23 protein-coding genes, 1 tRNA gene and 1 pseudogene are annotated in these 23,225 nt (G+C 69.2%); 19 read left to right on the top strand and 6 right to left on the bottom strand.

Annotated elements, in window-relative coordinates; genetic code table 11:
• The first annotated feature begins 153 nt into the window (after positions 1–153).
• Both VV01_RS00950 and VV01_RS00945 read left to right on the top strand, forming a co-directional pair.
• A tRNA-Arg gene (locus tag VV01_RS00950) sits at positions 154–226 on the top strand.
• 196 nt (positions 227–422) lie between these two features.
• A complete protein-coding gene (locus tag VV01_RS00945; protein WP_157508688.1) occupies positions 423–773 on the top strand; it encodes a hypothetical protein in 351 nt (116 codons plus the stop codon).
• An 11-nt stretch (positions 774–784) separates the two neighbouring features.
• Here the strand turns inward: VV01_RS00945 and VV01_RS00940 are convergent, their stop codons facing one another.
• Complete coding sequence (locus VV01_RS00940; RefSeq protein WP_197274964.1) at positions 785–1,372, bottom strand: site-specific integrase; 588 nt, start codon at positions 1,370–1,372, stop codon at positions 785–787.
• A gap of 245 nt (positions 1,373–1,617) precedes the next feature.
• Positions 1,618–2,823, bottom strand: a pseudogene (locus VV01_RS00935) (IS3 family transposase).
• Between the two features lie 69 nt (positions 2,824–2,892).
• Between VV01_RS00935 and VV01_RS00925 the strand changes: the two are divergent.
• Together VV01_RS00925 and VV01_RS00920 are read left to right on the top strand one after the other, a co-directional pair.
• Positions 2,893–3,264: a UTRA domain-containing protein gene (locus VV01_RS00925; RefSeq protein ID WP_050668246.1), complete on the top strand. Its 372-nt coding sequence runs from the start codon at positions 2,893–2,895 to the stop codon at positions 3,262–3,264.
• On the top strand, positions 3,261–3,782 hold the full coding sequence (locus VV01_RS00920; RefSeq protein WP_071606242.1) for a GNAT family N-acetyltransferase: 522 nt from the start codon (positions 3,261–3,263) through the stop codon (positions 3,780–3,782). The genes VV01_RS00925 and VV01_RS00920 overlap by 4 nt, the downstream gene beginning before the upstream one ends.
• A gap of 456 nt (positions 3,783–4,238) precedes the next feature.
• Here the strand turns inward: VV01_RS00920 and VV01_RS23120 are convergent, their stop codons facing one another.
• The 4 genes from VV01_RS23120 to VV01_RS00905 all read right to left on the bottom strand — a co-directional run bounded on the left by VV01_RS23120 (position 4,239) and on the right by VV01_RS00905 (position 7,804).
• Entirely contained in the window at positions 4,239–4,766 is a 528-nt protein-coding gene (locus VV01_RS23120) for a hypothetical protein (RefSeq protein WP_157508687.1), read from the bottom strand.
• Positions 4,763–5,554: a hypothetical protein gene (locus tag VV01_RS23115; RefSeq protein ID WP_157508686.1), complete on the bottom strand. Its 792-nt coding sequence runs from the start codon at positions 5,552–5,554 to the stop codon at positions 4,763–4,765. Before VV01_RS23115 ends, VV01_RS23120 begins: the two co-directional genes overlap by 4 nt.
• A 457-nt stretch (positions 5,555–6,011) precedes the next feature.
• Positions 6,012–6,365, bottom strand: coding sequence for a hypothetical protein (locus VV01_RS00915; RefSeq protein ID WP_050668245.1), 354 nt, complete (start codon positions 6,363–6,365; stop codon positions 6,012–6,014).
• Positions 6,366–6,766: 401 nt separating this feature from the next.
• Positions 6,767–7,804 (bottom strand): saccharopine dehydrogenase NADP-binding domain-containing protein, encoded by a 1,038-nt coding sequence (locus VV01_RS00905; protein ID WP_071606241.1) that lies wholly within the window; start codon positions 7,802–7,804, stop codon positions 6,767–6,769.
• A gap of 71 nt (positions 7,805–7,875) precedes the next feature.
• Between VV01_RS00905 and VV01_RS00900 the strand changes: the two genes are divergently transcribed.
• The 15 genes from VV01_RS00900 to VV01_RS00830 all read left to right on the top strand — a co-directional run bounded on the left by VV01_RS00900 (position 7,876) and on the right by VV01_RS00830 (position 22,958).
• Positions 7,876–8,820 carry a helix-turn-helix domain-containing protein gene (locus VV01_RS00900; protein ID WP_050668244.1) on the top strand — a complete coding sequence of 315 codons (945 nt, stop codon included), beginning with the start codon at positions 7,876–7,878 and terminating at the stop codon, positions 8,818–8,820.
• Positions 8,821–9,295: 475 nt separating this feature from the next.
• On the top strand, positions 9,296–10,132 hold the full coding sequence (locus VV01_RS00895; RefSeq protein ID WP_050668243.1) for an aldo/keto reductase: 837 nt from the start codon (positions 9,296–9,298) through the stop codon (positions 10,130–10,132).
• A gap of 10 nt (positions 10,133–10,142) precedes the next feature.
• Positions 10,143–11,381, top strand: coding sequence for a DUF6986 family protein (locus VV01_RS00890; protein WP_050668242.1), 1,239 nt, complete (start codon positions 10,143–10,145; stop codon positions 11,379–11,381).
• A gap of 107 nt (positions 11,382–11,488) precedes the next feature.
• Entirely contained in the window at positions 11,489–11,734 is a 246-nt protein-coding gene (locus VV01_RS00885) for a thiamine-binding protein (RefSeq protein WP_050668241.1), read from the top strand.
• Positions 11,727–12,098, top strand: a complete 372-nt coding sequence (locus VV01_RS00880) for a helix-turn-helix domain-containing protein (protein WP_050668240.1) — start codon at positions 11,727–11,729, stop codon at positions 12,096–12,098. The genes VV01_RS00885 and VV01_RS00880 overlap by 8 nt, the downstream gene beginning before the upstream one ends.
• Before the next feature lie 199 nt (positions 12,099–12,297).
• On the top strand, positions 12,298–13,194 hold the full coding sequence (gene pucL, locus VV01_RS00875; protein WP_050668239.1) for a factor-independent urate hydroxylase: 897 nt from the start codon (positions 12,298–12,300) through the stop codon (positions 13,192–13,194).
• Between the two features lie 41 nt (positions 13,195–13,235).
• Complete coding sequence (gene uraD / locus VV01_RS00870; RefSeq protein WP_050668238.1) at positions 13,236–15,164, top strand: 2-oxo-4-hydroxy-4-carboxy-5-ureidoimidazoline decarboxylase; 1,929 nt, start codon at positions 13,236–13,238, stop codon at positions 15,162–15,164.
• On the top strand, positions 15,161–15,682 hold the full coding sequence (gene uraD, locus VV01_RS00865; RefSeq protein ID WP_050668237.1) for a 2-oxo-4-hydroxy-4-carboxy-5-ureidoimidazoline decarboxylase: 522 nt from the start codon (positions 15,161–15,163) through the stop codon (positions 15,680–15,682). Before uraD (VV01_RS00870) ends, uraD (VV01_RS00865) begins: the two co-directional genes overlap by 4 nt.
• Positions 15,682–16,008: a hydroxyisourate hydrolase gene (gene uraH, locus VV01_RS00860; RefSeq protein ID WP_050668236.1), complete on the top strand. Its 327-nt coding sequence runs from the start codon at positions 15,682–15,684 to the stop codon at positions 16,006–16,008. Before uraD (VV01_RS00865) ends, uraH begins: the two co-directional genes overlap by 1 nt.
• Before the next feature lie 108 nt (positions 16,009–16,116).
• The gene (locus VV01_RS00855; RefSeq protein WP_197274963.1) at positions 16,117–16,974 is read left to right on the top strand and encodes a hydroxypyruvate isomerase family protein; all 858 of its coding nucleotides are present in this window, start codon (positions 16,117–16,119) and stop codon (positions 16,972–16,974) included.
• Positions 16,971–17,852: a 2-hydroxy-3-oxopropionate reductase gene (locus VV01_RS00850; RefSeq protein WP_050668235.1), complete on the top strand. Its 882-nt coding sequence runs from the start codon at positions 16,971–16,973 to the stop codon at positions 17,850–17,852. The genes VV01_RS00855 and VV01_RS00850 overlap by 4 nt, the downstream gene beginning before the upstream one ends.
• A 25-nt stretch (positions 17,853–17,877) precedes the next feature.
• Positions 17,878–19,665, top strand: a complete 1,788-nt coding sequence (gene gcl / locus VV01_RS00845; protein ID WP_050668234.1) for a glyoxylate carboligase — start codon at positions 17,878–17,880, stop codon at positions 19,663–19,665.
• Positions 19,656–20,801: a glycerate kinase gene (locus tag VV01_RS00840; protein WP_231635123.1), complete on the top strand. Its 1,146-nt coding sequence runs from the start codon at positions 19,656–19,658 to the stop codon at positions 20,799–20,801. The genes gcl and VV01_RS00840 overlap by 10 nt, the downstream gene beginning before the upstream one ends.
• Positions 20,791–22,131 carry an allantoinase AllB gene (gene allB / locus VV01_RS00835; RefSeq protein ID WP_050668233.1) on the top strand — a complete coding sequence of 447 codons (1,341 nt, stop codon included), beginning with the start codon at positions 20,791–20,793 and terminating at the stop codon, positions 22,129–22,131. The genes VV01_RS00840 and allB overlap by 11 nt, the downstream gene beginning before the upstream one ends.
• Positions 22,128–22,958: a bifunctional allantoicase/(S)-ureidoglycine aminohydrolase gene (locus VV01_RS00830; protein WP_050668232.1), complete on the top strand. Its 831-nt coding sequence runs from the start codon at positions 22,128–22,130 to the stop codon at positions 22,956–22,958. Before allB ends, VV01_RS00830 begins: the two co-directional genes overlap by 4 nt.
• Positions 22,959–23,225 lie beyond the last annotated feature (267 nt).

The following is a 23,225-nucleotide window of genomic DNA, read 5'->3' as shown; positions in this document are numbered from 1 at the left end:
TCGGGGGCGAGGTTGACGTCGCCAGGTCTCATTTCGGTCTGAACTCGTCGGCGACTCGGTCCTAGGACCCTCGCTCAGCCCCGGAACGGCGGCCGATTTCGCAGTTCGGCCCGGAGCCCGTTAGTATTACTCGTCGTTGCCACGGCAACGCACGCACCCGTAGCTCAACGGATAGAGCATCTGACTACGGATCAGAAGGTTTGGGGTTCGAATCCCTACGGGTGCACGCTGTGTTGAGACAGTCAACGAGGCCCCGACCTGCGGAAACGCGGGTCGGGGCTTTGTCGTTGCCCTGACCACTCCGGCCACTGACAGCAGCGCTGACAGCAACCGAGCCAGCCAGAGACGCATGGTCCGCGGGCGGGTCAGCGTCACAACAGGATCTGGACGCGCGGCCGCGCAAGCCTTGAGACCATGCTCGGGTGCAGCGACAAGAACTGAGCGCGGGCGATCTGCGCCGCTTCGATCACAACGTTGCCGCGATGTGGGAAGGCGCCGAGATCGTGGGCCATGTCGCCATCAGCGTTGGCTCGTTCCGGAACATGTTCCTGCGCAAGCAGCCTTGTGTATGGTCGCTCGTGACCTGGGTCGATGGCACCCAGGAGGGGCCTGACGAGGACTACCCACCGTGGACGACAGCACTTGAGCTCATCAATGGGCACATCGTCGTCGAACGAGATGGCACCTCCACCGCGTACCGAATCGAGTGGGTGCCACAGGCCAGCCGATCTGCCGCCTGGGAGCAGTACGGGATGCACAAGTTCTCGCCCTGAGACCTGCACACTCACGCCCCGAGCGCCCCATCCATCGCGTCAGCCGCAGAACGCAGCGCCGTAGGCATCACGTGCCCGTAGAGGTCCGTCGTCATGCTCAGCTGCGTGTGCCCCAGCATCTCAATGACCACGCGCGGAGACACGCCCTGAGCAAGCAGCAGCGTGGCGCACGTGTGCCGCAGGTCGTGGAAGCGGATGCGACGTACGCCGGCCGCTGCGATCTGCTGATCGAACAGCCGATTCAGGTCGCGCGGCTCGATGACGGTTCCCTTCGTGGTGCTGAACACCAGCCCGAGGTCGGTCCACGCCCCGCCAGCCGTCGAACGTTCCTCGTCTTGTCGCGCACGATGCTCGCGGAGAGCACTGGCACTCACCCGAGGCAATGGCATGGTGCGCCGGCTGCGCTGCGTCTTCGGACTTCCCGAGACGAGTCCGACTCCCTGCCCGAGCCGCTGCACCGTGCGATGAACGCGCAGCGATCCGCCGTCGAGGTCCACGTCGTCCCAGCGCAGCGCCAGCAGCTCGCCCTTGCGGGGCCCGAGCGCCACCCCAACGGAGAAGAGGGCCGACAGCCGATGCTCGTTCAGGCGGTGCGCCAACTACTTGACCAAGGCCTCATTACTGTGGAGCACGGACGAGGATCGTTCGTGCGGGGCAAGCCGCAGCTCATGCGGTTCGGTGCTGAGCGGTACTCGAACCGCCTGCGGCAGGAGACCGGGCTATCGCCGTATCGGGCCGAAGTTGAGCGGCAAGGGCGAGTCCCAAGCGTGGACTGCACGAGCATCGAACGCGTAACGCCACCGCCGGACATGGGACTGCTGCACGAACAGGTGACAGGTGGTAGTCATGCCGCCTGATCGGCTGGCGTGGTCATGATCGTCTCGTACTCGATGGGGGTCAACCGGCCGAGGCGGTCTTGGCGTCGACGCCGGTGGTAGGTGCGTTCGGTCCAGGTGATGATCGCGATCCGCAGGTCTTCGCGGGTGTCCCAGGTGCGGCGGTCCAGGACGTTCTTCTGCAGCAGCGCGTAGAAGGACTCCATCGCGGCGTTGTCACCGGCAGCGCCGACCCGGCCCATCGACCCGGTCAGCGCGTGCTGGTTCAAGGCGTGCACGAACTTGCGTGAGCGGAACTGGCTGCCGCGGTCGGAGTGCACGATGCACCCGGTGACGTCCTGCCCCTGCGCGCGTCGCCGCGCGACGGCCGAGTCCAGGGCTGCCGACCGCGAGGGTGGACTTCATCCGGTCGCTGATGGAGTAGCCCACGATCCGCCCGGAGCAGGCGTCCTTGATCGCGCACAGATACAGCTTCCCCTCACCAGTGCGGTGCTCGGTGATGTCGGTCAGCCACACCTGGTTCGGCGCGGCGGCGGTGAAGGAGTGCCGGATCACACCGTGCTCGTCCTGACCAGCGAGCAGGTCATCGTGCACCGGTGGCCCGGGCTTCTTGCCGTGGCTGCCGCGCTTCTTGCCGAAGACCGACCACCACGCGTTCGCCGAACAGAACCGCCACGCCGTGCGCGGCGTCATCACCTCACCCGCGTCGGCGGCCTCCACAAGCAAGTACCGGTACCCGAACTCCGGATCATCACGGTGGGCATCGAACAACGCGTTGGCCCGGTAGGCCGCCTGCAGCTCACGACCGGTGACCGGACTGGCCAGCCAGGCGTAATACTTCTGACGGTGGAGCTTCAGGACCCGGCACGTGACCGTCACGGGAATCCCGTCAGCGGCCAGCTCACTCACGAGCGGGTAGAGCCTTTTCCCGGCAGATGCGCCTGAGACAGGTAAGCCGCCGCCCGGCGCAGCACCTCGTTCTCCTGCTCAAGCAGCCGTATCCGCCGGTTGGCCTCCCGCAGGTCAGCAGACTCAGCCGTGGTCGTGCCCGGCTTGTCGCCATCATCGATCGCGGCCTGGCGCAACCACTTGTTCAACGTCATCGGGTGGACACCGAAGTCCTTGGCGACCTGCTCCAGCGTCACACCCGGCTCACGGCCGCGGGCGACGCGCACGACATCATCACGAAACTCTCGGGGGTAGGGCTTAGGCACAGCAACATCCTTCCAGGCCACCCTCACGGGCAAGCCAGATCAGATGTCACCTGTTCGTGCAGCAGTCCCGTGGTCCGGCGCGAGAACTGGTACTTCGCCGACGACGAACCGATGCAGCAAGGCGTCACGTACATCCCCTCGGAGGTCGCGGAGGGCACTCCCCTCGCCGACTCGGCCGACATGGGCAAAGGGAGTCTGTATGCGCGATTCGCGGACCGCGGCTACGTGATCGCCAGTATCCGTGAGGAGGTCTCAGCCCGGATGCCAGGCCCCGACGAGGCTCGCCGCCTCCACATCCCGGACGGCATCCCAGTCCTTGAGGTCCTCCACACGGGCATCGACACCGCAGGTCGGCCGTTCGAGGTCACGAGGTTCGTCATGCGAGCCGACTACAACGCCGTGCAGTACACGATGCCGATCAACGAGGAAGGCGCAAAGTGAGCAACGCCCATGCAGTCATTCGACTTCGACGGGACAGCGACCTACCTGAGCTCGCCCAAATTCTCGTGGCCGTCCATGCGCTGGACGGCTATCCAGTCGAGGGCGTCGACAATCCCCTGGCCTGGCTCGTCTCGGACAGCACTCTGTCAGCGTGGGTGGCTGAGCTTGACGGCAAGCTTGTCGGACATGTCGCGCTCTCCGACCCCAGCGAGAGCGAGGGCGCGGCCAAGCTGTGGGCGGAGCAACACGGGAATACTGGCCCTGGGTTAGCGATGCTTGGCCGGCTGTTCGTGTCGCCCGCTGGCCGAGGCCGTGGACTTGGCGCTCGTCTCACCGCGACCGCGACTAACGAGGCTCGTCGCATGAATCGGCGCGCCGTATTGGATGTCATGGAGAAGGATGTGGCCGCCCGGAAGACCTACGAACGCCTTGGCTGGATACGCCTCGGCGAGTTCGACCACGCGGCCGGAGCGGGCCGTGCAGTGCCAGCCATTGCCTACGCTGCGCCAACGGAGTGAATAGCGCTCCGTTGGCAACTAGCCAGCATCACGCCGGTCTCTGGACCCATTTCGAGTCAGCGACGATCTCATTGACCACGTCCCGCCACTTACGCCGATCCTTCTCTGGCCGCGCGGGAAGAACATCGGCATGAGCCGCCGAGAGGTCCGCGTCTGTTTCCCCCACCGCAGGGGTCTGCCTAACGCCGGCCTCTACCCGGCGAGGTACCGCAGCACAGAACAGTATGGACGCGTACTTCTCGACCGGGTAGAGGCATGTCACGTCCCGGCCTCGACTCTGCAGAACCGAGTCGAGGTGAACCGACATACCCTCATTCACTTCTCGACGCAGCCCCCCCGGCGAGGGCACCCAAACGTTATTCAACGAATCAAACGTTAGACAATTCGGAACCCTCGGGATCCTTCGATAGAGACCTTCGGAGTCCGGGATCGTAGGATCATCGAAGACCCACTCGCTCATCGCTGCAGCATGCTCTGACGCCAGAAGGGATTACGTGTCCACACTTCCTCCGCCATCGAAGCAAGAACTGCCTTCGACAGAGTGCGGACGTGACTTGGATCCGTCAACGAAAAAGACTCGCTCGCTACCTTCACCCAGAGATAGCTGGGTCCGTCAGAGTCGATGTCCACTTGCAGATGCCTTTCGCCGGCAACCCAATGCAGAACTGCGACACCGTCATCATCCGGAACGATCGATGGGAATGTCGACTCCGCGGTCGTGACCTGGCGAAGGAAGTCGAAAATGTTACGAACAGTCTTGGCCTCGAACGCATCGTGGCCCAGGTCATCGCAAATCTCTTCGATTAAGTGAGAGACGTGCTTCATCGCTGGAGTCGCCGTAGTCAACGACGGACGGTCCGGGAAGCGGGCGCCAGCTTCTCGCGAGGGAATGCGCGGAGTGAAGACGAATTTCCGCTCCCTCTGGCCCCAATGCCCAGCCTCCTGGCGTGGCCAGCTCGGCACAAGATCAACAATTGCGGTCATGACAGTTCCACCCTCCCCCAGGCTTCGCGCTGCTCTTCAGACGTGTACTGCACGAATAGTTCAATGAGTTCGTCATGCGCGTCTCGCATGCCGCCGAGAGTGCTTTCCTCCGACGAATCTACATTCCGACTGACTGATATAGAGAATATCGACTCGTCGCCGACGTCACCATCCACCGCTAAATACGAAGAGCATTTATGCGAATCCTCATCAGCGCACGCATGAATTCGTACTCCAACATAGCCAGCGCCCGGTAAGTGGCCCCCAGGAGTCCCGGTCCATCCTGTTAGGACACCAGTGGCCAACCCCGCGACGTCGACGCCGTCGATTACGTTCTCGTAGCGACATTCTGCACCAGTGATCACTAGCGATATTCCAGCCTCGTCGCGCAAGGTCTTCTCGAAGTCGGCCAAACGCTCTTCAAGTTCTCTTACGAGTTCCTCAAAACCAGGATAAGAGGAATCCTCCGAGAACTCCCATGCGATACCAAACTCGTCGCCCTGGAATTCGATCGATCGTTGACCGTCACTAGTGCTGTACGTCGTCCGCGCCAGCGGCCAGGTGGTCCCGCGGCCCGAGAGCCTGATGGCCTGCGGCCCTTCGCTTGGCGGCGTCGGAACCTGCTCGTCCACATTCGGGTACGCATCACGCCACAGACTCCTCAGCGGCGCGACATGGCTTGCCTGGACGTGACCCGTCGCCTCATACCGCAGGGCCAAGTTCGTGCGCCTAACGGGTGGATTCTCGAAGCGCAGCGGGCGCGCGCGCTCGTCCATGCCGGTCCCCATGCGCGCAGTATGACATCCAACCCTTGACTTCGGGGCATGCCCTGCCGATCAAGCCTCCACGCTGCGTCAGGCGGCATACAGGCGCTCCGTATCGTGAGGACTTTCTCTACTGACTTCAAGGCGCCTGCGGCGCTCGGCGGCCGGCCGCCGCCGTTCGCGCTCCAGGCGCAGGGACCCCCGCGCTTCGGCCTCGCAAGCTCGGCCTTCGCGCACCCCCGCACCCGTCGCGCTCACGGCACGGCCGACCACCACATGCAGGGAGGGCGCGCGATCCAGTTGATCGAACGCCCTCACCACACGAGCAGCCGTACCGACGCAGCAGCCTCCGTCGACACGTCAGGCCCTCAAGCCCGCACGAACCGATCGGTCCCGGTGATCGCTCCGCGCTCGTGGATGGCCACCACCCGCAGCGCCAGCGAGCTTGACCGCCTTCGACGCGACGACTCCATCTGCTCCGCTATCGGTTCGGCGGCTCTTCCTGTCCATCCGCCTTATGGCTCGGCGTGCCGATCGTCTCCAGCGGGCCCATCTCCCCATGCTCCTCGGCGTGTGCCCCTCGTACGGCCCTGATCCTCCGGTCGGCCTCGCGGTCCGCCTCTGCCCTGGGCATCCATTCGCTCTCGGTCGACATGACGACCTCTCCATCGGCCGCCGCTGCTCGGCGTTCCTTGAGCCAGGAGTCGAACTTGTGCTCCGGGCACGTCGGGATCACCTCGCACCGGAAGTGGTCGACGTCCGGCTTCTCGACCAAGCAGAACAAGATCACCGAACCCTCAACGGGCCTGCCACAGGTGTTGCATCTCGACGTCATCAGCTTCTCCTTCGAACCTCTTCGACGAGCTCGGTTGCCCGCCGCTCTGACAGCAGTTGTGACAGCAACCGGTCCGCACGGAGGCCCGCGACAGCACCCCACTGCGGATCGTCGACCAAGGCAGGACGCGCCCTCGCGCGACTGTGCCACACTGCGAATCGGACTACGGATCAGAAGGTTTGGGGTTCGAATCCCTACGGGTGCACGCTGTGTTGAGACAGTGTGAAGAAGGCCCCGGTCCTCGTGACCGCGGCCTTCTCGCGTCTGCGGCAGGAGCCGCACGCATTCTGAGAACCGCTCACTCGCGTCACATCTCGGCGACGCACGCTCTCCTCGCCCCTGAGAAGTGCCCCCTCGCGCCGGTTCTCAGCGCGTCGAGGTGACCGGCGGCGTACGGCCGCTCACGAAGCGCTGAGCGCGGCCGCCTCGTGCTCGCTCACGGCGAAGGCGTCCGTCGACCGCTCGAGTGCCTCGAGCAGGTCGCGGGCGTCGAACGCCTTGCCCGGCGCGAGTGCGCCCTCGCCGTGGTGGCGCCCGTCGAGCAGACGAGCGACGCCCTCGCCGATGATCGGCGCGGTGAACGCGTAGATGTCGCGACCCGAGGCGGTGATGCGCCGGACCTGCTGCCCCCGCCGGACGACGACGTCGACCACGAACCGCTGGCTCGACCGGCCCGAGTCGTCCGCGGCGCTCGGCGCGGGCGTGCTCTCGTCGCGCAGCTCGTTCAGGGGTGCGGTGTTGAGGTACGACGTCAGCTCGCCCACCTGCAGGTGGCTGTGCATCGTGATCGTCTCCGAGAACGGCAGCTGAACGACCTCCTGGTCGCCGATCGGTTCGGCGAACGACCACCGACTCACCGGTGCCGGGTTGGGCAGGGGCGAGAGCTCGCCGCCGCGGATCAGCTGCCGGACGGCCGTGTTGCGCTCGCCCGTGATGCGGGTGCCCTCGGTCGGCCACCAGCGGTCCAGACCGATCGCGACCTCGACCTCGTCGGCGTCGGTCTCAGCCGCGAGCGCTGCGGTCGCGAGGAGGTCGGCCAGGCCGCCGTAGAACGCCATCGCCGGGACGACGGTCACTCCGACCGCCCGCGCGGCCGCGTCGACCTCGTCGTGCAGCAGCTGGACAGCCGGCTGCTCGGCGGTGACGTCGAGGTAGTGGGCGCCGGCGGCGACCGCAGCACGCGACAGGCTCAGGGCCGTGTCGAGGAACGGGCCGGCGACGTTGACCACCACCGCGACGTCGGCCAGGGCCGCGTGCAGGGCGTCCGTGTCGTCGAGGGACACCGCGCGACGCTCCAGGTGCTCGTACGGCAGGGCGTCGAGGCGTGCGGCGTTGCGACCGGCGAGGACCGGCTCGATACCGCGGGACAGCAGCTCGTCGGTGACGAAGCGCCCGGTGTGGCCGGCGGCGCCGTAGATCAGGACTCGTTCGTTGCTCATGTCCTCAACTCTGGTCGGGCGCCGGAGCATGCGCGAGCGTCGGAAACGACGCCGGCCGTACACTTTCGGACATGCCTCGGATCGCGCTGGTCATGCACGACTCGGCCATGCTCTACGAGTCCGCGATCGCCGCCGAGGTGTTCGGCGTCGACCGCTCCGACCTCTCCTCCGACGGCACCTGGTACGACCTCGTCGTCTGCACAGCCGACGGCACCCCGCACCGGTGGTTGCCCGACCTGCCGACGACGGCGTACGACGGGCTCAGTGACGTGGACGCCGTCGTCGTCTCATCCACGGACGACCTCGACGGCGAGGGCGATCCGACGCTGAGCGCAGCGCTGGTGGCCGCGCACGCACGCGGGTCACGGATCGCGTCGTTGTGCACGGGAGCGTTCCTGCTCGCCGCGGCCGGCCTGCTCGACGACCGGCGTGCGACCACGCACTGGATGCACGCCGACGCTCTCGCCGAGCGCTACCCACGGATCGAGGTGCGTGCCGACGTGCTCCACGCAGACGAGGGCGACGTGCTCACCTCGGCGGGCAAGTCGGCAGCCCTCGACCTGTGTATTCACCTGGTACGCAACGATTTCGGCGTCGTGGCCGCCAACGGGATCGCGCGTCGGCTCGTCGTACCGGGCCACCGCCAGGGCGGCCAGGCGCAGTTCATCACGGCCCCCGCCGGGCCGCGTACGCAGGACGGTCTCGCGCCGACGCTGGAGTGGGCGCGCGGCCGCCTCGACCAGCCGCTCACGGTCGGCGACCTCGCGTCGCGCGCCGGACTGAGCACCCGGCAGCTGGCACGCCGCATGCACGCCGAGCTGCAGACCGGGCCGCTCGACTGGTTGCACCAGCAACGCATCGCGCGTGCCCAGGAGCTGCTCGAACGCACCGACGCCTCGGTCGACCAGATCGCCGACAGCTGTGGCATGGGTACTGCGACCACGCTGCGCCGGCACTTCCAGCGCGCCGTCGGCGTCTCGCCCACGGCGTACCGCGCGACGTTCCGGCTGCGCTGAGCCGACCCCCGCTGGTCGAGGAGGGCGAGGCGCTGGCCGAGCCCGTATCGAGACCACCGCGACCGCGAACGGACGACCCTCCCCGCGCCGCACCGGGTCTCGATACGGCTCGCGCCGGGGCGCTCGCCTACTCGACCAACGGGTGTGGTGAGGTCGCCTCCTCGACCAGCGAAGGCGGTCGCCCATTCCTCCCGCGGGATCGTGCGCGTCGACCGGGCAACACGGGTGGTGGAGCACTGTGCACTGGTTCGCCAGGTGAGCCATGCGAGCGCGTGGTTCACCACGCGAACCAGTGCACAGCGCGCGCCGAACCACTCCTCGCCCGACAGCCCGACCTCGATGGAACTCTCCCGTGCGGCACCGGGTCTCGCTACGGCTCGCGCTGGGGCGCTCGCCTGCTCGACCAACGAAGGCGGACCCGCGGGGTGCCGGCGGGCCTTTCGGACGGCGGGCCGGCGGCCGTACGTTGGAGCCCATGGCTACCCCCACCACAGCGCTCAACGACGGCTCGTCCCTGCCCGCGATCGGTTTCGGCACCTATCCGCTGAAGGCCGCCGAGGGCGTGAGCGCCATCGTGAGCGCGCTCGAGGCGGGCTACCGACTGCTCGACACGGCGGTCAACTACGACAACGAGCAGGCCGTCGGCGAGGCGATCCGACGATCCGGCATCCCGCGCGAGCAGATCCAGGTCGCCACCAAGATCCCCGGCCGCCACCACGCGTACGACGAGGCGCGCGCCTCGATCCGCGGCTCGCTCGAGAAGCTCGGCGTCGACTCCATCGACCTGCACCTCATCCACTGGCCCAACCCGAGCGTCGGCCTGTACGCCGAGGCGTGGCGGGCGCTGGTCGACGCCCGCGCCGACGGCGAGGTGAAGGCGATCGGCGTCTCCAACTTCACCGAGGAGCACCTGCAGCGCATCATCGACGAGTCCGGTGTGACGCCCGCGGTCAACCAGATCGAGCTGCACCCCTACTTCCCGCAGCAGCAGATGCGCGAGGTGCACGAGCGGCTCGGCATCCAGACCGTCGCGTGGAGCCCGATGGGCAAGCGCCAGGCGCCGTTCGGTGAGCCGCCGGTGGCCGACGCGGCAGCCGCGCACGGCGTGACGCCCGGACAGGTGATCCTGCGCTGGCACCACCAGATCGGCAGCCTGCCCATCCCGAAGTCGGCGACGCCCGAGCGGCAGCGGCAGAACCTCGACATCTTCGGGTTCGAGCTGTCCGAGGCGGAGGTCGCCGCGATCACCGCGCTCGGCCGCCCCGACGGTCGTCTGTTCGATGGCGACCCCAACACGCACGAAGAGATGTAACTTCAACAGAATGTTGATCTCCGATCTGACGGCTACCCTCGACGAGCGACTCGCACAGGCCGACGCCGACCTGGCCCGCCGCTACCCCGGACCCCGGCCCGACCGCCAGCCGGTGCACACGGTGTACGTGCCCGCCGACCGGTTCTCGGCGACCCTCGCCCACGAGTGGGGCGCCTTCGCTCTCGCCGCGCTGGAGTCGACCGACATCGCCGCCGAGATCGACCTGCCCGCCGACGTCGCCGCCGACGTCACCGAGCGCACCCGCCACAAGCTGGCGACCGAGCCGGTCGAGGACCTGCGCATCGACTTCGAGGACGGCTTCGGCGCGCGGTCGGACGCCGACGAGGACGCGGCCGTCGATGCCGCCGCGGCCGAGCTGGTGCGGGCGATCGACGACGGGACCGCACCGCCGTACACCGGCATCCGGTTCAAGAGCTTCGAGGCGCCGAGCCGAGCCCGCGGCGTACGCACGCTGGTGCGGTTCCTGTCGGCGATCACCCATGACGGTCGGCTGCCGGACGGGTTCGTCGTGACCCTGCCCAAGGTCACGTCGGTCGAGCAGGTCGAGGCGATGGTCGACGCCGCGGCGGCGATCGAGTCGGAGCTCCAGATCCGTTCTGGCGCAGTGCAGTTCGAGATCCAGGTCGAGACGCCTCAGGCGATCCTCGGGCCCGACGGACGTGCGCTCGTCGCCCCGATGATCCACGCCTCGGCCGGTCGCTGCACCGCCCTGCACTACGGCACGTACGACTACTCCGCGTCGTGCGGTATCGCGGCCGCCCAGCAGAGCATGGAGCATCCAGCGGCCGACCACGCGAAGGCCGTCATGCAGGTCGCGGCGGCCGGCACCGGCGTACGACTGTCCGACGGGTCGACCAACGTCCTCCCGGTCGGCGATGCCGCGCAGGCACGCGAGGCGCGCAGGCTGCACGCACGGCTCGTACGCCGGTCGCTCGAGCGGGGTTATTACCAGGGCTGGGACCTGCACGCAGGTCAGCTGCCGACGCGCTACCTGGCGACGTTCGCGTTCTACCGCGAGGGGCTTGCTGCTGCGTGTGATCGCCTGAAAAACTATGTGTCGCAACAGGACTCGGCGATCCTCGACGAGCCGGCGACGGCACGGGCGTTGGCCGACTTCGTGGTCCGCGCGCTCGACTGCGGCGCCACGGACGACGCCGAGGTCGCTGCCCTCACCGGGCTCGACCGCCCGAGCATCGACCGCCTCGCCCTGCGTACACCGTCGCGCTGAGGCTCCGAAACGACCCGCCCTTTGCGAGACGACCCGCAGATCGGCGGGTCGTCTCGCAAGGAGCGGGTCGTTTCGGTGGGGGTGACGGCGCGGATAGCGTGGGGCCCATGCGCGTGCGATGCGAGGTCACGACCGAGCCCTTCCACGGGGAGGGGCCGCTGCCGCCCCATGTGGTGGCCGTCGCCGACGCGTTCACGGCCGCCGGCCTGACCCCCGACCTCGGCCCTCTCGGAACGTCAGCCTCCGGCGACGTGTCCGCAGTGGCGGCCGTGCTGCGCGACGTGACCAGCGCGGCGTTCGAGGCCGGTGCTGCGCGCGTCAGCGTCCAGGTGGAGCGGGCCGACGATGAGTGAGTCGTCGTCCCGACTCGAGGACGCACTGTCCGAGCTGCTCGAACGCGTCGGTGGTGTCGTCGTCAGCGACCCCCAGCCCGACGACGTGCCGATCACCTTTGACGGCAGCACGATTCACGTGCGCGTGCCCGCTGCCGAGCACGACCTGTCGGACGGGCTGTCGCGGCTGATCCAGTCGGTCGAGACCGAGCTCGGCGCCCCGCTGTCGTCGTTGCCGCGCGCCCAGAAGCAGCACGCCGTACGCCTGCTGGAGGAGCGTGGGGCGTTCGAGATGCGCCGCTCGGCCGAGACGGTCGCCGAGGCGATGAACCTGTCGCGGTTCACGATCTACAACTACCTCAACCGGATGCGCGAGTCCTCCTGAGCGGGTCTCCCTGCGCGTCACCAGGTTTCGACACGAACTCCGCTAGCGCTCCGTTCGGCTCAACCAGCGGTTGGCCGGCCCGCGAGCAGTTTTCAACAAACTGTTGACGCTATGTCGCGGGCCGCTTTACGCTCGCCGGATACCAGCGATCGCTTCCGTTCATCGGAAACGTGATTCCGGATCATGAGAGGCCTGTTCCATGGCTCATCACCTCGGCTCCAACCAGTACGGCAAGGCGGAGAACCGCGTCGTCCGCATCTACCGCGACACCGACCGCCACGAGATCCGCGACCTCAACGTGTCGACGGCCCTGCGCGGCGACTTCACCGCGGCGCACACGACCGGTGACCAGGCCGGCGTCCTGCCCACCGACACGCAGAAGAACACCGCGTTCGCCTGGGCCAGGAAGCACGGTGTGAGCTCGGTCGAGGACTACGCGCTGGCCCTGGGAGCCCGTCTGCTGGAGGCGTCGCCCGCCGCGACGTCGAGCCGGGTCGAGGTCGATGAGTACGCCTGGGACCGCATCACCGTCGACGGCCGACCGCACGACCACGCGTTCGTCCGCCGAGGCGACGGCACGCGTACGACGATCGTCACCCAGGAGCGCGACGGGCAGACCCATGTCGTGTCGGGGGTCAAGGACCTGGTCGTGCTCAAGTCGACCGGCTCGGAGTTCAAGGGCTTCCTCAAGGACGAGTTCACGACGCTCCCCGAGGCGGACGACCGCATCCTCGCCACGTCCCTGGTCGCGCGGTGGCGCTACGACGGCACCGACGTCGAGTGGAACACGACCTTCGACGAGATCCGGGCGACGCTGCTCGCGACGTTCGCGACGACGTACAGCCGGGCGCTGCAGGAGTCGCTGTACGCGATGGGCAGCGCCGTGCTCGACCACCGGCCCGAAGTCGCCGAGATCCGGTTCTCCGCCCCCAACAAGCACCACTTCCTCTACGACCTCGACCGCTTCGGCATCGACAACCCCGGCGAGGTCTTCCACGCCGCCGACCGCCCGTACGGCCTGATCGAGGCCTGCGTCGAGCGCGACGGCGCGTCGGATCCCGGCACGGCGTGGCTCGCGACGCCCGGATTCTGCTGAGTCCCAACCCTTTTCGTCCGGCCGCACCACGGAGGTTCCCGATGTCCGCAGGCCTGACAGCACCGCCTCGACGTACGACCACGCACCCGGTCGACGAGGTCCTGCCGCCGCGCAAGCTCGCGGTCTACGGCATCCAGCACGTCCTCGCGTTCTACGCCGGAGCCGTGATCGTCCCGATCCTGCTCGCCAACGGCATCGGACTGAGCGACCAGCAGCTCATCCACCTCATCAACGCCGACCTGTTCACCTGCGGCATCGCCTCGATCATCCAGTCGGTCGGCTTCTGGAAGGTCGGCGTACGGCTGCCGCTGCTGCAGGGCGTGACCTTCACGGCCGTCTCGCCGATGATCGCCATCGGCACCGCTGCCGGCGGTGGCACCGACGGGCTGCTCACGATCTACGGAGCGGTCATCGTCGCGGGCCTGTTCACGTTCTTCCTCGCGCCCTACTTCAGCAAGCTGCTCCGGTTCTTCCCGCCGGTCGTGACGGGCACGGTCATCACGATCATCGGTCTCGCCCTGCTGCCGGTCGCGGCCGCGGACGCCGTGGGAGGCGCCGGCCCGACCCTGCACCCCGACAGCGGGCGCTACATGGCCTACGCCCTCGGCACGCTCGCGCTGATCGTCGTGATCCAGCGGATCTTCAAGGGCTTCATGGCGACCGTCGCCGTGCTCGTCGGCCTGGTCGTCGGCACGGGCGTGGCCTGGATGCTCGGCGACGCGCACTTCGACTCGGTCGGCGAGGCACAGTGGGCGGGGGTGACCACGCCGTTCTACTTCGGCTGGCCGACGTTCTCGGTCGCCGCGATCATCTCGATGGTCGTCGTCATGCTCATCACGGCCGTCGAGACCACCGGCGACGTGTTCGCGACCGGCGAGATCGTCGAGAAGCGGGTCGGCAAGGAGGACGTCGCGCGAGCGCTGCGCGCCGACGGCCTGGCCACCGTCATCGGCGGCGGCCTCAACTCCTTCCCCTACACCTGCTTCGCCGAGAACGTCGGCCTGGTGCGTCTCACCCGCATCAAGAGCCGCTGGGTCGTCGCGGCCGCCGGCGGGTTCATGATCCTGCTCGGGCTCGTACCCAAGGCCGGAGCGGTCGTCGCCGGGATCCCCCACCCGGTGCTCGGCGGAGCCGCCCTCGCGATGTTCGCCACCGTCGCCGTCGTCGGCTTCCAGACCCTCTCGCGGGTCGACTTCCACGACCACCGCAATGTCGTCATCGTCGCCACCTCGGTCGGTCTCGCGATGTACGTCACGGCCCAGCCCGAGGTGTCCAAGGCCGTCCCTGACTGGGCCGAGATCATCCTCGGCTCGGGCATCACGCTCGGCTCGATCACCGCGATCGTCCTCAACGTGCTGTTCCACCACGTCGGCTCCCACCGCGGCCCCGCCGTCGCCGGGTCGCCCGGAGCGCTGATCCGCCTGAGCGAGGTCAACGCCATGTCGCGCGAGCAGTTCGTCGAGACGTTCGGCGGCCTGTTCCAGGGGTCCAGCCATGTCGCCGAGCGAGCGTTCGACTCGCGGCCGTTCAGCGACACCCGCGACCTGCGCCGCGCGTTCCAGGAAGCGTTCTACACCCTCGACGACGACGAGCAGGAGCGCCTCATCGACTCCTACCCCGACCTCGGCGCCGACAGCGTCGCCGACGGCGAGGCCGGCGAGGACTCCCTGCGCGACCAGTCGACGCTGGGCCTCACCCGCCTCGACGACCGCGCACACGAAGAGCTCGCCGAGCTCACATCGCTCTACCGCAGCCGGTTCGGGTTCCCACTCGTCACCTGCGTCCGCGACCGCGACTCCTTCGACCAGGTGCTGCGTACCGGCTGGGAGCGCCTCGACAACGCGCCCTCGCAGGAGCACGCTGCTGCTCTGGTCGAGATCGCCAACATCGCCGGCCACCGGTTCGACGACCTGGTCGCCGACGCCAACCCGATCCATTCCGCCCGCACGAGATTCGCCGAGGGGTCATGAGCGTTCACGACTTCAACGAGCTGCCGGCGTCCGAGGCCGAGCGCCTGCTCCGCTCCTGCCTCCCCGTCGAGCGCTGGATCTCGACGGTCGCGCAAGGCCGCCCGTACGCCGACTGGCCGGCGCTGCGATCCACTGCCGAGTCCGCCGCCGCGCACCTGTCCGACGACGAGCTGGAGACTGCGCTCGCCGGCCACCCGCGCATCGGCGAACGGGCGAGCGGGCCCCGGCACGAGGCCGCTCACAGCGCCCGCGAGCAGTCCGGCGTCGACCGTGACGACCCCGCGGTGGCGCGGGCTCTCGCCGAGGGCAACGCCGCGTACGAACGACGGTTCGACCGGGTGTTCCTCATCCGCGCCGCCGGCCGCACCGCCCCCGAGATCCTGTCCGAGCTGCACCGACGCCTGTCCAACGACGACCGCACCGAGCGCGACGAGACGGTCACCCAGCTGCGCGAGATCGCCCTCCTGCGGCTGCAGCAGGCTGCCGCGCCCGACGCCGTGACCCAGGAGGCCACCTGATGACCACGCTCAGCACCCACGTGCTCGACACCGGCCTCGGCCGACCGGCCTCCGGCGTCGGTGTCACGCTCGAAACCGTTGCAGGACAACCGATCTGGAGCGGCGAGACCGATGCCGACGGCCGGGTGTCCACGCTCGGCCCCGAGACCCTCGACGCCGGCGACTACCGCCTGCGGTTCGCGACGGCGCCCTACTTCGCGGCTCAGGGCAAGCGCACCTTCTACCCCGAGGTGGTCGTCGTCTTCACCGTCGACGACGCCGACGCCCACTTCCACGTGCCCGTGCTGCTCAACGCGTACGGCTACTCCACCTATCGGGGCAGCTGACCCCGGCCGCACCTCTCCACGGGTCGTGAGACCTGTCGTCCGACCGGGCCGACGCCTGCCCGGGCACACAGCGAAATTCTCATTCCGCATCCCGAAAGGATCGCGATCATGGTCGACCACGACCTCCCGTTCCTGGCCAACATCTCGATGCTGTTCACCGAGGTGCCCTTCCTCGACCGACCGGCTGCCGCACGCAACGCCGGCTTCGACGCCATCGAGTGCTGGTGGCCCTGGCCCGACCGCCCGGTCCCGTCCGACGGCGACGTCGAGTCGTTCGTGCTCGCGGTCCAACGCGCCGGAGTCCGGCTCGTCGGGCTCAACGTCTTCGGCGGCGACCTCGCCGGCGCCGACGCCGGAGTGCTGTCGATCCCGAGCCGTAGCAACGAGTTCCGCGACAACCTGCCCGTGGCCGTCGAGATCGGCCGCCGGCTCGGCGTCCGCGGGTTCACCGCGCTCTACGGCTGCCGCGTCGACGGCGTCGATCCGCAGCAGCAGGACGAGCTCGCCGCCGAGCACATCGCCCTTGCCGCCGACCATGCCGCCACGATCGGCGCCACGATCTTCGTCGAACCGGTCAGCGGCCCCAGGCCCTACCCGCTGCGTACGGCGGCCGACGCCGTCCGCGTCGTCGACCGGGCCCGCGCCGACGACCACCCCAACGTCGGGCTGCTCTGCGATCTCTACCATCTCGCCACCAACGGCGACGACGTCCCGCGCGCGATCAGCACGTACGCCGACCGCATCGCGCACGTCCAGCTCGCCGACTCCCCCGGCCGGGGCGAACCCGGTCGGGCGATCTGCCGGTCGCCGATCTGCTCGCGGCGCTCGAGGCGTCGGGATACCGCGACTGGGTCGGCCTGGAGTACACGCCGACCACCGACACCACCACCAGCCTGCGCTGGCTGCCGACCGCCCGCCGCTCGGCCGCCTGACCCCGCGTCCACCACCGAAGGAGCCACGACATGACCCGCATCGCGTTCATCGGCCTCGGCATCATGGGCAGCCCCATGGCGGTCCACCTCCAGCAGGGAGGCCACCAGGTGACCGGCCACAACCTCGACCCCTCGCGCACCCAGCCGCTCGTCGACGCCGGCGCCGCCGCCCCGACCATCGCCGACGCCGTCGACGGTGCCGAGGTGGTCGCCGTGATGGTGCCCGACAGCCCCGACGTGCAGGACGTCCTGCTCGGCGAGCACGGCGTCTTCGCCCACGCCAAGCCCGGCACCCTGGTCATCGACTTCTCCAGCATCCGCCCCGACGTCACCGTCGACCTGGCAAAAGCCGCACAGCACAAGGGGATTCGCCTCCTCGACGCTCCCGTCTCAGGCGGTGAGGCCGGCGCGCTCAACGGCGCTCTGTCGATCATGGTCGGGGGCTCGGAGGCCGACTTCGCCGAGGCGTGCCCGATCTTCGACCTCGTCGGCAGGACGGTCGTCCACGTCGGCAGCAACGGCGCCGGTCAGACCGTCAAGGCCGCCAACCAGCTCATCGTCGCCGCCAACATCGAGGCGCTCGCCGAGGCGGTCGTCTTCCTCGAGGCGTACGACGTCGACCTCACCGCCGCCCTCGACGTGCTCGGCGGCGGCCTGGCCGGCTCGGCTGTCCTGGAGCAGAAGCGCGGCAACATGACCAGCGGCGACTTCACGCCCGGCTTCCGGATCGACCTGCACCACAAGGACCTCGGCATCGTCACGAGCGCCGCCCGCGAGGCCGGCGTCGTCGTACCCCTCGGTGGTGCCCTCGCTCAGCTGATGGCCGCTGCCCGTGCCAACGGCGACGGCGACCTCGACCACTCGGCCCTGCTGCGCGGCGTACGCCGCCTGTCGGGTCGCAGCCTCGGCTGACTCGCGAATCCGTAGGAGCCACACCATGACTCGTATGACAGCCGCGCAGGCGGCCGTGCAGATCCTGCACCGAGAAGGCGTCAGCACGCTGTTCGGTCTGCCGGGCGCCGCGATCAACCCGTTCTACAAGGCGATGGAGACCGACGGTCGTCTGCGCCACGTGCTCGCCCGCCACGTCGAGGGCGCGTCGCACATGGCCGACGGCTACACCCGCGCCGCGCCCGGCAACATCGGCGTCTGCATCGGCACCAGCGGCCCGGCCGGCACCGACATCATCACCGGCCTGTACGCCGCGAGCGCCGACTCGGTGCCGATCCTCGCGATCACCGGGCAGGCACCGGTCAACAAGCTGCACAAGGAGGACTTCCAGGCGGTCGACATCGCTGCGATCGCGGCGCCGCTCACCAAGATGGCCGTCACGGTCATGGAGCCGGCGCAGGTGCCGGGCACGTTCCAGCAGGCGTTCCACCTGATGCGGTCGGGTCGCCCCGGGCCGGTGCTGATCGACCTGCCGATCGACGTGCAGATGGCCGAGATCGAGTTCGACATCGACACGTACCAGCCGTTGCCGGTCCACCGTCCGGCCGCCACTCGCGCGCAGATCGCCAAGGCGATGGACCTGCTCGCGCAGGCCGAGCGCCCGCTGATCGTCGCGGGCGGTGGCGTCATCAACGCCGACGCCAGCGAGCTGCTCGTCGAGCTCGCCGACGTCACCGGCGTGCCGGTCGTGCCCACGCTGATGGGCTGGGGCTCGATCCCCGACGCCCACCCGCTCAACGCGGGCATGGTCGGGCTGCAGACGAGCCATCGCTACGGCAACGCCACCCTGCTGGCGTCCGACTTCGTGCTCGGCATCGGCAACCGCTGGGCCAACCGTCACACCGGCGACGTCGAGACCTACACCGCGGGCCGCACCTTCGTGCACGTCGACATCGAACCCACCCAGATCGGAAGGGTCTTCGCGCCCGACTACAGCATCGTGTCCGACGCGCGAGCAGCACTGGAGCTGTTCGTCGCCGAGGCGCGCGACCGGCGTACGACGGGAGCACTCCCCGACCGGTCCGCCTGGGCCGGTGCACGCCGTGAGCGCAAGGCCACGATGTGGCGGCGCACGAGCTTCGACGTGACGCCGATCAAGCCGCAGCGCGTCTACCAGGAGATGAACCGCGTCTTCGGCCGCGACGTGCGCTACGTCAGCACGATCGGCCTGTCACAGATCCAGGCGGCGCAGCTGCTGCACGTCTACGGCCCGCGTCACTGGATCAACGCCGGCCAGGCCGGCCCACTCGGCTGGACCGTACCGGCCGCGCTCGGTGTCGCGGTCGCCGAGCCGGGCGCGCTCGTCGTGGCACTGTCGGGCGACTACGACTTCCAGTTCATGCTCGAAGAGCTGGCCGTCGGGGCGCAGTTCGCCATTCCCTACGTGCACGTCCTGGTCAACAATGCCTACCTGGGCCTCATCAGGCAGGCCCAGCGCGGCTTCGACATGGACTACTGCGTGCAGCTGTCGTACGACAACATCAACTCGCCGGAGGTCAACGGTTATGGCGTCGACCACGTGCGCGTCGCAGAAGGCTTGGGGTGCAAGGCGATTCGGGTGCTCGACCCCGACGACATCGCGCCCGCGCTCGAGGAGGCGCAAAAGCTGATGGCCGAGCACCAGGTGCCCGTCGTGGTCGAGGTCGTCCTCGAGCGCGTCACCAACGTGTCGATGGGCACGTCCATCGACGACGTCGCCGAGTTCGAGGAGCTCGCAGGCTCCGCGCTCGACGCCCCGACCGCCGTCCTCGCCCACCTGGACCGATGCCGATGACCCACGTGCTGCTCGCGCCCGACAAGTTCAAGGGCACCCTGACCGCGGCCCAGGTCGCGGACGCGCTGGCCGTCGGCGTACGCCGTGCCGCACCGTCCGCGACCACGGTCACCGTGCCCGTCGCGGACGGCGGTGACGGCACGTTGGCGGCGGTCGTCGCGGCCGGGTTCGAGCGGGTGCCGGTCACGGTGTCCGGCCCGACGGGGGCACCCGTCGAGTCGGCGTACGCCCGCCGCGGCGACGATGCCGTCGTCGAGCTCGCCGACGCGTCCGGGCTGAGCCGACTGCCCGACGGCCGGCCCGCGCCGATGACCGCGAGCAGCGCCGGCACGGGCGAGCTGATCGCGGCCGCGCTCGACGCCGGCTGCCGTCGGGTCGTGGTCGGCATCGGCGGCAGCGCGGGCACGGACGGCGGCGCCGGGCTGCTGACCGCACTCGGTGCGCGCGTGCTGGGCCGGGACGGCGCGCCCGTACGCCCCGGTGGCGGCGGGCTCGCCGACGTCACCGATCTCGACCTCAGCGCACTCCACCCACGGCTCGGCGAGATCGAGCTGGTCGTGGCGAGCGACGTCGACAACCCGCTCGCCGGCCGCCACGGCGCCGCGCAGGTCTACGGCCCGCAGAAGGGCGCGTCCCCCGACGAGGTCGGCGAGCTCGACGCTGCGCTCAACCGGTGGGCCGACGTCGTCGCCCGCGCGACCGGCGTCGACCGCCGCTCGCAACCCGGTGCGGGTGCCGCAGGCGGAGTCGGCTTCGGGCTGGTGGCCGTGCTCGGTGCGAGCGTGCGCCCGGGCACCGAGCTGATCGCCGAGGTCACGGGGCTGCGCGCCGCGATCGAGGCGGCTGATCTGGTCGTCACCGGTGAGGGCTCGCTCGACGCACAGTCGTTGCGCGGCAAGGCGCCGGTCGCGGTCGCGCGCCTCGCAGGTGCCGCCGGCGTACGCGTCGTCGTCGCCGCCGGGCGTCTCGCCCTCCCGCGAGCCGAGGTGCGCGCGGCCGGGTTCGCGGCGGCGTACGCCCTCACCGACCTCGCGAGCGCCGACGAGGCGATGGCCCGGCCGGCGCCGCTGCTGGAGACCATCGGTGTGCAGCTGATGACCGATCACCTCGAAGGAGACCCCGCCCATGCCGGCTGACCTGGTCGTCCACGCCGCCCGCGCCGTCGTCGACGGACGTGAGACACCCGTGACCGTCACGGTGCGCGACGGCGAGATCGTCGCCGTCGACACGTCCGGCCTCGCGCCGACCGGCCCGGACGTCGTCCACCTCGCCGACGACGAGGTGCTGCTGCCCGGCCTCGTCGACAGCCACGTGCACGTCAACGAGCCCGGCCGCACCGAGTGGGAGGGTTTCGCGAGCGCTACCCGAGCAGCAGCGGCCGGCGGCGTGACCACGCTGATCGACATGCCGCTCAACAGCATCCCGCCGACGACGACGGTCGCCGGGCTGCAGGCCAAGCGTGCGGTGGCCGTCGACCAGGCCTACGTCGACGTCGGCTTCTGGGGCGGAGCCGTGCCCGGCAACATCGACGACCTGCTGCCGCTGCACGACGAGGGCGTGTTCGGGTTCAAGTGCTTCCTCATTGACTCGGGCGTGCCCGAGTTCCCGCCGCTCGCACCGGACGAGCTGCGCGACGACCTGCGTCGCACCGCCCTGATCGGCGCGCTGATGATCGTGCACGCCGAGCGCGCCGACGAGATCGATGCGGCCCCGCACGTGCCCGGTCCTCACTACTCCGACTTCGTCGCCTCACGCCCGGATCTCAGTGAGGTCAACGCGATTCGGCTCGTCATCGACACGATGCGCGAGACCGGGGCATGTGCGCACATCCTGCACCTGTCGTCGGCCGAGGCGCTGCCACTCATCCGCGAGGCCAAGGCCGAGGGCCTGCCGCTCACGGTCGAGACCTGCCCGCACTACCTCACGTTCACCGCCGAGCTCATCCGCGACGGGTCGACGGCACACAAGTGCTGTCCGCCGATCCGCAGCGATGCCAACCGTTCTCGGCTGTGGCAAGCCCTCGCCGACGGCACGATCGACTGCGTCGTCAGCGACCACAGCCCGAGCACGGCCGACCTCAAGACCGACGACTTCGCCACGGCGTGGGGTGGTATCGCCTCGGTGCAGCTCGCTCTGCCCGCCGTCTGGACCGGCGCCCGCGAGCGCGGGCTCGGCCTCCCCGACGTCGTCCGCTGGATGGCCGAAGGGCCGGCCCGGCAGACCGGGCTCGATGAGACCAAGGGCCGCATCGCCGTCGGAGCGTCGGCCGACCTCGTCGCGTTCGCACCCGAGGCCGAGGTGACCGTCACCGTCGGCGACCTGCTCCACAAGAACCCCGTGTCGGCGTACGACGGAGTCACCCTGCGGGGCGTCGTACGCCGCACCTGGCTGCACGGACACCCCGTCGACCTCGACGCCGAGCCACGCGGCCGGCTCCTGACCCGACCCCTGGGAGGACTCTCATGACCGACCACCCTTACTACGCGCCCGCCGGCGGGCTCCCGCCTCAGACGCAGCTCACGACCGACCGGGCGGTGTTCACGACGTCCTACGCCGTGCTGCCGCGCGGCACCATGACCGACATCGTCACCAGCAACCTGCCGTTCTGGGACCTCACCCGGCTCTGGGTGATCGCGCGCCCGCTGTCCGGGTTCGCCGAGACGTTCTCGCAGTACATCGTGCAGGTGCAGCCCGGCGGCGGCAGCGACCGCCCTGAGGGCGACCCGACCGCCGAAGCCGTGCTGTTCGTGGTCGCGGGCGACGGGCTGCTGACGGTCGACGGTGCGGGCCACGACCTCAGAGCCGGCAGCTACGCGTTCCTGCCGCCGGGCACGACGTGGACGCTCCGCGCCGGTGACGAGCCGCTGACCTTCCACTGGATCCGCAAGGCGTACGAGCAGGTCGACGGGGTCGAGGTGCCCGAGGCGTTCGTCACCCACGAGACCGATGTGGCCGGCGTACCCATGCCCGACACCGACGGCGCGTGGCAGACGCAGCGGTTCATCGACCCCACCGACGTGCGGCACGACATGCACGTCAACATCGTCACGTTCGAGCCTGGCGGGGCCATTCCCTTCCCCGAGACGCACGTCATGGAGCACGGGCTCTACGTGCTCGAGGGCAAGGCCGTCTACCTGCTCAACAAGGACTGGGTCGAGGTGCAAGAGGGCGACTTCATGTGGCTGCGCGCGTTCTGCCCGCAGGCCTGCTACGCCGGTGGGCCCGGGCGGTTCCGTTACCTGCTCTACAAGGACGTCAACCGGCACGTCGGCCTGCGCGGGTACGCCCGCTGAGCCCACCACCGCCGGTTGAGCCGGCCCGAGGCGCCAGCCGAGGGCCGTGTCGAAACCAGGGCGACGGCACGGGGGACCCTCCCCGTACGTCGCCTGGTCTCGATACGCCCTCCGCTAGCGCTCCGGGCTACTCGACCAGCGGTGGGCCGGTCGAGTAGGCGAGCCCTCACCGCCGGTCGAGTAGGCGAGCCCCCAGGGCGAGCCGTATCGAGACCCGGTACACCGCGAGGGAGACTTGCCCCGAAATGCTGTTCAACAGTTTGTTGA

This window comes from Luteipulveratus halotolerans (assembly GCF_001247745.1).
Classification (GTDB): domain Bacteria; phylum Actinomycetota; class Actinomycetes; order Actinomycetales; family Dermatophilaceae; genus Luteipulveratus; species Luteipulveratus halotolerans.
The sequence above is the reverse complement of the archived record's forward strand: the minus strand, read 5'-3'. Positions and strand labels throughout refer to the sequence as shown.

Coding starts and splice junctions, on each gene's coding strand:
- VV01_RS23120 (WP_157508687.1), bottom strand. CDS start 4,766: ATGACCGCAATTGTTGATCTTGTGCCGAGCTGGCCACGCCAGGAGGCT.
- VV01_RS23115 (WP_157508686.1), bottom strand. CDS start 5,554: ATGGGGACCGGCATGGACGAGCGCGCGCGCCCGCTGCGCTTCGAGAAT.
- VV01_RS00915 (WP_050668245.1), bottom strand. CDS start 6,365: ATGACGTCGAGATGCAACACCTGTGGCAGGCCCGTTGAGGGTTCGGTG.
- VV01_RS00905 (WP_071606241.1), bottom strand. CDS start 7,804: ATGAGCAACGAACGAGTCCTGATCTACGGCGCCGCCGGCCACACCGGG.
- VV01_RS00900 (WP_050668244.1), top strand. CDS start 7,876: ATGCCTCGGATCGCGCTGGTCATGCACGACTCGGCCATGCTCTACGAG.
- VV01_RS00895 (WP_050668243.1), top strand. CDS start 9,296: ATGGCTACCCCCACCACAGCGCTCAACGACGGCTCGTCCCTGCCCGCG.
- VV01_RS00890 (WP_050668242.1), top strand. CDS start 10,143: ATGTTGATCTCCGATCTGACGGCTACCCTCGACGAGCGACTCGCACAG.
- VV01_RS00885 (WP_050668241.1), top strand. CDS start 11,489: ATGCGCGTGCGATGCGAGGTCACGACCGAGCCCTTCCACGGGGAGGGG.
- VV01_RS00880 (WP_050668240.1), top strand. CDS start 11,727: ATGAGTGAGTCGTCGTCCCGACTCGAGGACGCACTGTCCGAGCTGCTC.
- pucL (WP_050668239.1), top strand. CDS start 12,298: ATGGCTCATCACCTCGGCTCCAACCAGTACGGCAAGGCGGAGAACCGC.
- uraD (WP_050668238.1), top strand. CDS start 13,236: ATGTCCGCAGGCCTGACAGCACCGCCTCGACGTACGACCACGCACCCG.
- uraD (WP_050668237.1), top strand. CDS start 15,161: ATGAGCGTTCACGACTTCAACGAGCTGCCGGCGTCCGAGGCCGAGCGC.
- uraH (WP_050668236.1), top strand. CDS start 15,682: ATGACCACGCTCAGCACCCACGTGCTCGACACCGGCCTCGGCCGACCG.
- VV01_RS00855 (WP_197274963.1), top strand. CDS start 16,117: ATGGTCGACCACGACCTCCCGTTCCTGGCCAACATCTCGATGCTGTTC.
- VV01_RS00850 (WP_050668235.1), top strand. CDS start 16,971: ATGACCCGCATCGCGTTCATCGGCCTCGGCATCATGGGCAGCCCCATG.
- gcl (WP_050668234.1), top strand. CDS start 17,878: ATGACTCGTATGACAGCCGCGCAGGCGGCCGTGCAGATCCTGCACCGA.
- VV01_RS00840 (WP_231635123.1), top strand. CDS start 19,656: ATGCCGATGACCCACGTGCTGCTCGCGCCCGACAAGTTCAAGGGCACC.
- allB (WP_050668233.1), top strand. CDS start 20,791: ATGCCGGCTGACCTGGTCGTCCACGCCGCCCGCGCCGTCGTCGACGGA.
- VV01_RS00830 (WP_050668232.1), top strand. CDS start 22,128: ATGACCGACCACCCTTACTACGCGCCCGCCGGCGGGCTCCCGCCTCAG.